The organism is Nocardia wallacei, from assembly GCF_029868745.1.
In the GTDB taxonomy this organism is placed as follows: Bacteria; Actinomycetota; Actinomycetes; order Mycobacteriales; family Mycobacteriaceae; genus Nocardia; species Nocardia wallacei_B.
The window spans coordinates 1-1,986 of sequence record NZ_JARWOP010000357.1; the positions used below are offsets into that span (position 1 = coordinate 1).

Consider the following 1,986-nt stretch of genomic DNA (forward strand, 5'->3'; position numbering starts at 1 on the left):
CCCTCCAGGACGGCGCGCAGCGGCACCCGTACCGGATCGCTGCCCCCGCCGGCGCACAACGGCGATCGAGCCAACTGTTTGCGCAGCGGAACGGGGATCTCGGCAATCGCGGCATACACCCGGCGGCCGTCCTGCGGTTCAGGGGCGGTCGGCCGCGGGCTTCGCCGCGGTCACCGGTTCTCCGCTGCTGACCATGCTGCGCACCTGGCGGGCCGCCACCGACAGCGTGGCCAGGTCGTAGCTTCCGGTGGCGTCGATCTCCGCCAGCGCCCCCCGGGCGCGCACCAGGCGCGACCGGTTGGTGGACTCCCAGTAGGCGATCTTCTCCTCCGTGCTCTCCAGCGGCTCGGTGGTGGTGAGCACGTCGACGGTGAGCGCGCGCAGCGAGTCGTACAGATCGTCGCGCACGGCGAGCCGGGCCAGCGTGCGCCACCGGTCGCCCCGATCGAGGTGGGCGACCGCGGTGAGCAGCCGCTGGATCTCGAAGTGCTTGTCCAGCGTGTAGTACAGCGCGGCCACCTCGGCGGCGTCGCGGCCGCAGATGTCGGCGATGTCGAGCACGTCCAGCAGCGTGAAGCGGTGGATGAGCAGGTACACCTCCTCGGCCAGCTCGCGGGGCGCGCCGCGTTCGATCGGTCCCTGCGAGCGCTGCAGCACGTCGTCGGCGACCGGGCCGGGCCGCCACGCGGGCACGGCGTCGGCCAGGGCCCGCACGCCGTCGCGATAGCGAGTGATCCCCGCGCCGATGGCCAGCGGCTGCGGCCGGTTGATCAGCAACCAGCGCGAGGCGCGGTCGAGGGTGCGCTTGGTTTCCAGTTCCAACTCGTCGCGCACCGACGTGGGCAGCGGCGCGGTCCGGATCCGCTGCCACAGCGACCGCAGATCGAAGATCTCCACCGCGGCGGTGTAGGCGCGCACGGCGTCCTCGGTGGTGGCGCCGATCTCCTCGGCCAGGCGGAAGGCGTAGCTGGTGCCGCCGAGGTCGACCATGTCGTTGACGACCATGGTGGCGAGGATCTGCCGCCGCAGCGGATGCCGCTTGATGGCGGCGCCGAACCGTTCCCGCACCGGAGCCGGGAAGTACGTCGGCAGCAGCGTCTCGAAGGCCGCCTGGTCCAACAGGTTTCCGGCCAGCAGGTCGTCCTTCAGCGACAGCTTCACGTGCGCGAGCAGGTTCGCCAGCTCGGGAGACGTGAGGCCGGTGCCCGCCGCCGCGCGCCGGTCGATCTCCGCGTCCGAGGGCAGTGCCTCGAGCGTGCGATCCACGCCGCGCCGGTTCTCCAGCTCCGTGATCATCCGCCGGTGAACCTCCAGCATCGGCGCCGCGTGTGCACGCGACAGGCCCATGCGGAAGTTCTGGGAGATGTTGTCGCGCAACACGAGTTCGGAGACCTCGTCGGTCATCGAGGCGAGCAGCGCGTTGCGTTCGTCGGCGGGCAGTTCGCCCGCGGAGACCACGCCGTCGATGAGGACCTTGATGTTGACCTCGTGGTCGGAGCAGTCGACGCCCGCCGAGTTGTCCAGCGCGTCGGTGTTCATCCGGCCGCCGTTGCGGCAGAACTCGACTCGGCCCAGCGCCGTCGCACCGAGGTTGCCGCCCTCGCCGATCACCTTGACCTGCAACTGGTTCGCGTCGACGCGTACCGAATCGTTGGACTTGTCACCGACATCCGCGTTGGTCTCGCCGGCGGACTTGATGTAGGTGCCGATGCCGCCGTTCCACAGCAGATCCACCGGCGCCAGCAGAATCGCCTTGATCAGCTCCGGCGGGGACAGCGTGGTGACGCCCGGGTTCAGGCCGAGCGCCGCCCGCACCTGCGCCGAGACCGGCACCGCCTTGGCGCCGCGGTCGTAGACGCCGCCGCCCTCACTGATCACCGACCCGTCGTAATCACGCCACGACGACCGCGGCAACCCGAACAACCGCCGCCGCTCCGCAAACGACCGCGCCGCATCAGGATCCGGATCCAAGAAAATATGCCGATG

Annotated in this window: 1 protein-coding gene; it reads right to left on the bottom strand. The window is 70.4% G+C overall.

The genetic code is table 11. From position 1 onward, the window contains the following. Window positions 1–138: 138 nt before the first annotated feature. Window positions 139–1,986: NAD-glutamate dehydrogenase domain-containing protein (locus QH470_RS33220; protein ID WP_280276339.1), on the bottom strand; the 1,848-nt coding region annotated here is incomplete at its 5' end.